Origin of the sequence: Aestuariivirga litoralis, assembly GCF_015714715.1 — a bacterium.
GTDB classification, from domain to species: Bacteria; Pseudomonadota; Alphaproteobacteria; order Rhizobiales; family Aestuariivirgaceae; genus Aestuariivirga; species Aestuariivirga litoralis_A.
In genome coordinates, this window is record NZ_WAHS01000004.1 from 1 (window position 1) to 3,850 (window position 3,850).

The window sequence follows — 3,850 nt, forward strand, 5'->3', positions numbered from 1 at the left end:
CGGTATTATGGCGCAACTGCCACAAGCAGAAATCGCCGCCTAGCACCACTTTCTCAGACAGGGGTCTAAGGTGAGTTTCTATTTATCAGTGATAATGATGGCTATGGTGACATTACCCCCAATATGGGGCAACCCAATAGCGTGCGCTGCAATCCCTACTGAGGTAAGATATTCTGCTAAGGCGTGGGATGCAGCGTTTGATGTACTCGCCGCATCGTCCGTACCAGATGGCTGTGAAGCATATTGTATTATAACGCCGCGAGGGTTCAACCACGTTGGGGATGGATCACTTGGCAACATAACAATCGTCCACCCCGCGTCTTTCAGCGGCGCAGCCAAGTTTCTCATAAACCATTCTGCTTCAGACGTGGCAGGTGATACCTGCAACGTCACCACTTGGCTCTTAAAAGAAGAGAGCTTGGCTGATAGTTCTTCCTGTTGCGCCTGCACTATGGAACGTGGGGCCAATTGGGCTTCAAGCTTTAATCGTGCCAACTTCTCGTTTTCTGCAACTAGATTGGCCTGTGCAGCGCGTTCGTTCGCTTCGGCAATATCTTTTCCCGTCTCAACTTTGTATTTCTCAAAATCGGCGTGTGTTTCGGCATTTTCGCGCCTCTGGGAAATTACGACAGCGGCGGTAAAGAGCGCAACGGCGACGCCGACGAGCCCCACTACTGCCAGCGACCCGAGCATCCACTGCTCCCAAAAATGCGAATCATATCCCAATACCCCGCTCACTTTTTTTGAGACCTTGGTGCTATTGGTTTTACTGACTTCATTTTCCGCCATGCTTGGCGTTTTTATATGGGCAATTTTCGAGTTACGGAAGACCGGTAGTCGCTAAATATCCTCCAGCCTTATGCCTTCCACTTCAAGGGCCACAAGAGCCGCTAGGAAGAACGTGGCTGCAAAAGTGCCCCGGCTGAGCTTGTTGGCTATGGAAGCCTCAGTTTCCTCTAGGCCGTGTTCCTTGAGGCGTTTGGCAAGCTCCAGGTAGCTTACGTCCGCCCGTTTCATTTCGGCCTTGAGAAAACGCTTTGCGCGGTCCTCCCAAGACAGTTGCTTGTCTTGTTTGCTCATAAAAATATCATATATGATATTTTCCTGTTGACAGCAAGAGGACTATTTCATATCTAATACGGTATAAGGATATCGTATCTGATATGGCGCAACACTTCCTCCTCTCTAAGTCAGCAAAGGGCCTGAGCCTCGCTCAGGTCTTTCGCATGACTGATGTGGAGGCGGAAACAACCTTCCGTAAGGTGCGCTGGCAGGAAACCGATGGCGCTCCGGTCTGCCCGCATTGCGGTGGCCTTGATGCCTATGAAGCTCGCCGCAAGAATGGGTCGCTTCGGTTCCGCTGCCAAGAATGCCAGAAGGATTTCACCATCACCTCCGGCACCCTGTTTGCCGCTCACAAGATGCCGCTCCGTTCCTACCTCGCCGCCATTGCGATCTTCTGCAATGAGGTGAAGGGCAAGTCCATGCTGGCCATGAGCCGCGATCTTGGCATTTCCTACAAGGCTGCTTTCGTGCTGGGCCATAAAATGCGCGAAGCGATGGCCGAAGAAATCAAGGGCCGTCATCTTGGCGGCGAAGGCCATGAGGTATCGGTTGATGGTGCTTATTTTGGTGGTTACGTGAAGCCTGCCAATCTCAGGAAGGATCGTAAGGACCGCCGCCTGTGGCAGAACAAGTCTGGCAAGCGTGAGGTTGTCGTGGTCGTGCGTGAGCATGACGGCGCTACGCTGCCCGCCGTGTTCAAGACCGAAGCTCAGGCAACCAAGTTCATCAAGTCACGGGTTGCCAAGGGAACGGTGATCAATGCAGACGAAGCCAACTCTTGGAATGAGCTTCACACCAAATACGAAATGAAGCGGATCAACCACGAGGAAGCCTACAGCTTGGACGGCGCTTGCACCAATGCTGCCGAGTCGTTCTTCTCACGCATCCGCCGCGCTGAGATCGGCATTCATCACCACATCGCCGGGGCCTACCTGTTGCGCTACGCTCAGGAAATGTCTTGGCGCGAAGATAACCGCCGCATGTCAAATGGAGAGCAGATGGGCCGCGTTTGCCAGCTTGCTTTGAGCCGCAAGCCTTCTGTGGATTTCTCCGGCTATTGGCAGCGCCACAAGTCAGCTTAATCCTTGATCTGGTGGATGTGCTGGAGAAGCTTCAACAGGTTTTCGTGAGTTTTTGGCCACGTATCGCTCATTACATATCGGGCGGCAAACGGCGGCAATTCAACCAATTCCGCGATTTCCTCAAGTGTGATTTTCTTCTCCTGATATTTGGGCAGGAGGAGGTTTCTAGCGGCCATGGGAAACAGAACGGCAATTGCCTGCAGAACGGCAATGCGATCTGTCAAAACTTTGCCGTCCTCGTTTACGGCGTCAACGAGTTCCGGAGGCAGAACGATTTTTGAAACGAGAGCGTCGTATTCTTCCTGGTTGTTTACTTGGCAATGTTCAGGGTCAAATAGGCTCATAGCCTCTTTGCATGCAGCCAAGCGCTGCATCTCGTCAGTATTCGCCCCATACGTGATTGTAGCCATTCGTTTCGTTCCACCCTCGGCATCGGTGGGGATGATTTCTTGAACGAAATGTCCGGTCAATTTCCCGGGAGGAAGCTTGGAATCATAAAAGGGGTAAATCTCATCCGTGAGTTTCGCCTCTACGAGCTTTGGTATTACGTGATCCTCAAGGTCGATAGGGACGCTAGTAATGCCGCTGAAATATGTAATAAAATCAATAACATTCACGATTGCAAAATCCCGAAAAAAAAGCCCGGGACTTTCGACCCGGGCGGTAAATCTTAGGTAGAAATTGCCGTTACATATCGGCAACTATCTTGTTGAGGTCAACTGGCTTTTTCTTGCACTTAGGCATGAAGCCGGGACCTGCGTTCTGTGCTTTGCGATGGCGCAGCACAGAGTCACGGAACTCGCTAGTGAGTTCTTCTTCTGAGATAACATCATCAGTTCCGCGATAAAATTTCACATTCACCAGCTCTCTGCCCTCTTTCGTGAAGAGGCTGTCAAGCAGCGAACCTTCTCTTCCTTCTTTGGACATGGCTTATTTCTCCGGTTTAATAAACAATTACAGTCATTTAGTCTCAAACACTCAAAGCAAGGGCTTGGACAACCATACAATAGTTATCCTGTGTGAATATTGCGAGACCAAATAGTGTCGCAATCACGTTTATTGTAGGTTGTCAATCCCAGTGCTTAACATCTGGTGTTTGCGCTAAGTTACAATGCGGGTCAAGAGGTCTTGAAACGCCTAAGGCGGCTTCGAGTTCCTATCCTCTAACGGATTAATATCAGGGTTAAAGCTGATAACGGTTCTAGATGTGGTAAGACCCCTAAAGAGGATTCAAGGCCCAAAGTGCTCTATCGCGACTACCAGCCTTTATCACCTTCCCGCGCCGCGCCATGTAACTCAGGTTTGCCGACACGCTGGGCCGGAATAACGGCTCCCGCGCTTTCTCAGCACCAGCGGCAAGTGCCACGGCCTCGACAACCTCAGCCGATGACAGGGGCCGTTCCGCCTTCCTGAGCGCGTCTAGGATGATCCGGCCAAGCTGACCCATCTTGAACAGGTTGGTTTTGACCTTGGGGCGTTTTGGCCGGATGGAGCCTACCTTGTAGGCCGGATCAAAAATGTGGATCGTGGCGTCAAGGCTGGCAACCTCGCGCCTGCTTTTGGACAGTTGCTTTTGCAGGCTTTCAATCCGGCCTGCTGCCTTGGCGCGGCGTTCCTTTAAGGCGAATATGGCTTGCGTGTTCATGCCGGATAGTTAGGCGGCCAACCTCTGGAATGCTTGTGGCATTTGCGCCATAATACCG

At 51.6% G+C, this 3,850-nt stretch carries 6 protein-coding genes; 1 reads left to right on the forward strand and 5 read right to left on the reverse strand.

All coding sequences use genetic code 11. The features are described 5' to 3' along the window. Positions 1–78: 78 nt before the first annotated feature. Together F8B91_RS16840 and F8B91_RS16845 are read right to left on the reverse strand one after the other, a co-directional pair. Complete coding sequence (locus F8B91_RS16840) at positions 79–789, reverse strand: hypothetical protein (RefSeq protein ID WP_196505049.1); 711 nt, start codon at positions 787–789, stop codon at positions 79–81. A 51-nt stretch (positions 790–840) separates the two neighbouring features. Then, a complete protein-coding gene (locus tag F8B91_RS16845) occupies positions 841–1,080 on the reverse strand; it encodes a DUF6471 domain-containing protein (RefSeq protein ID WP_196505050.1) in 240 nt (79 codons plus the stop codon). A 56-nt stretch (positions 1,081–1,136) separates the two neighbouring features. Here F8B91_RS16845 and F8B91_RS16850 point away from each other — a divergent pair, with 56 nt between their 5' ends. Continuing rightward, positions 1,137–2,147, forward strand: coding sequence for an IS1595 family transposase (locus F8B91_RS16850; RefSeq protein ID WP_432432048.1), 1,011 nt, complete (start codon positions 1,137–1,139; stop codon positions 2,145–2,147). Here the strand turns inward: F8B91_RS16850 and F8B91_RS16855 are convergent. The 3 genes from F8B91_RS16855 to F8B91_RS16865 all read right to left on the reverse strand — a co-directional run bounded on the left by F8B91_RS16855 (position 2,144) and on the right by F8B91_RS16865 (position 3,792). Then, positions 2,144–2,764 (reverse strand): hypothetical protein, encoded by a 621-nt coding sequence (locus tag F8B91_RS16855; RefSeq protein WP_196505052.1) that lies wholly within the window; start codon positions 2,762–2,764, stop codon positions 2,144–2,146. The genes F8B91_RS16850 and F8B91_RS16855 overlap by 4 nt on opposite strands. Before the next feature lie 70 nt (positions 2,765–2,834). Then, positions 2,835–3,074, reverse strand: coding sequence for a hypothetical protein (locus F8B91_RS16860; protein WP_196505053.1), 240 nt, complete (start codon positions 3,072–3,074; stop codon positions 2,835–2,837). A 292-nt stretch (positions 3,075–3,366) separates the two neighbouring features. After that, on the reverse strand, positions 3,367–3,792 hold the full coding sequence (locus F8B91_RS16865; RefSeq protein ID WP_196505054.1) for a hypothetical protein: 426 nt from the start codon (positions 3,790–3,792) through the stop codon (positions 3,367–3,369). Positions 3,793–3,850 lie beyond the last annotated feature (58 nt).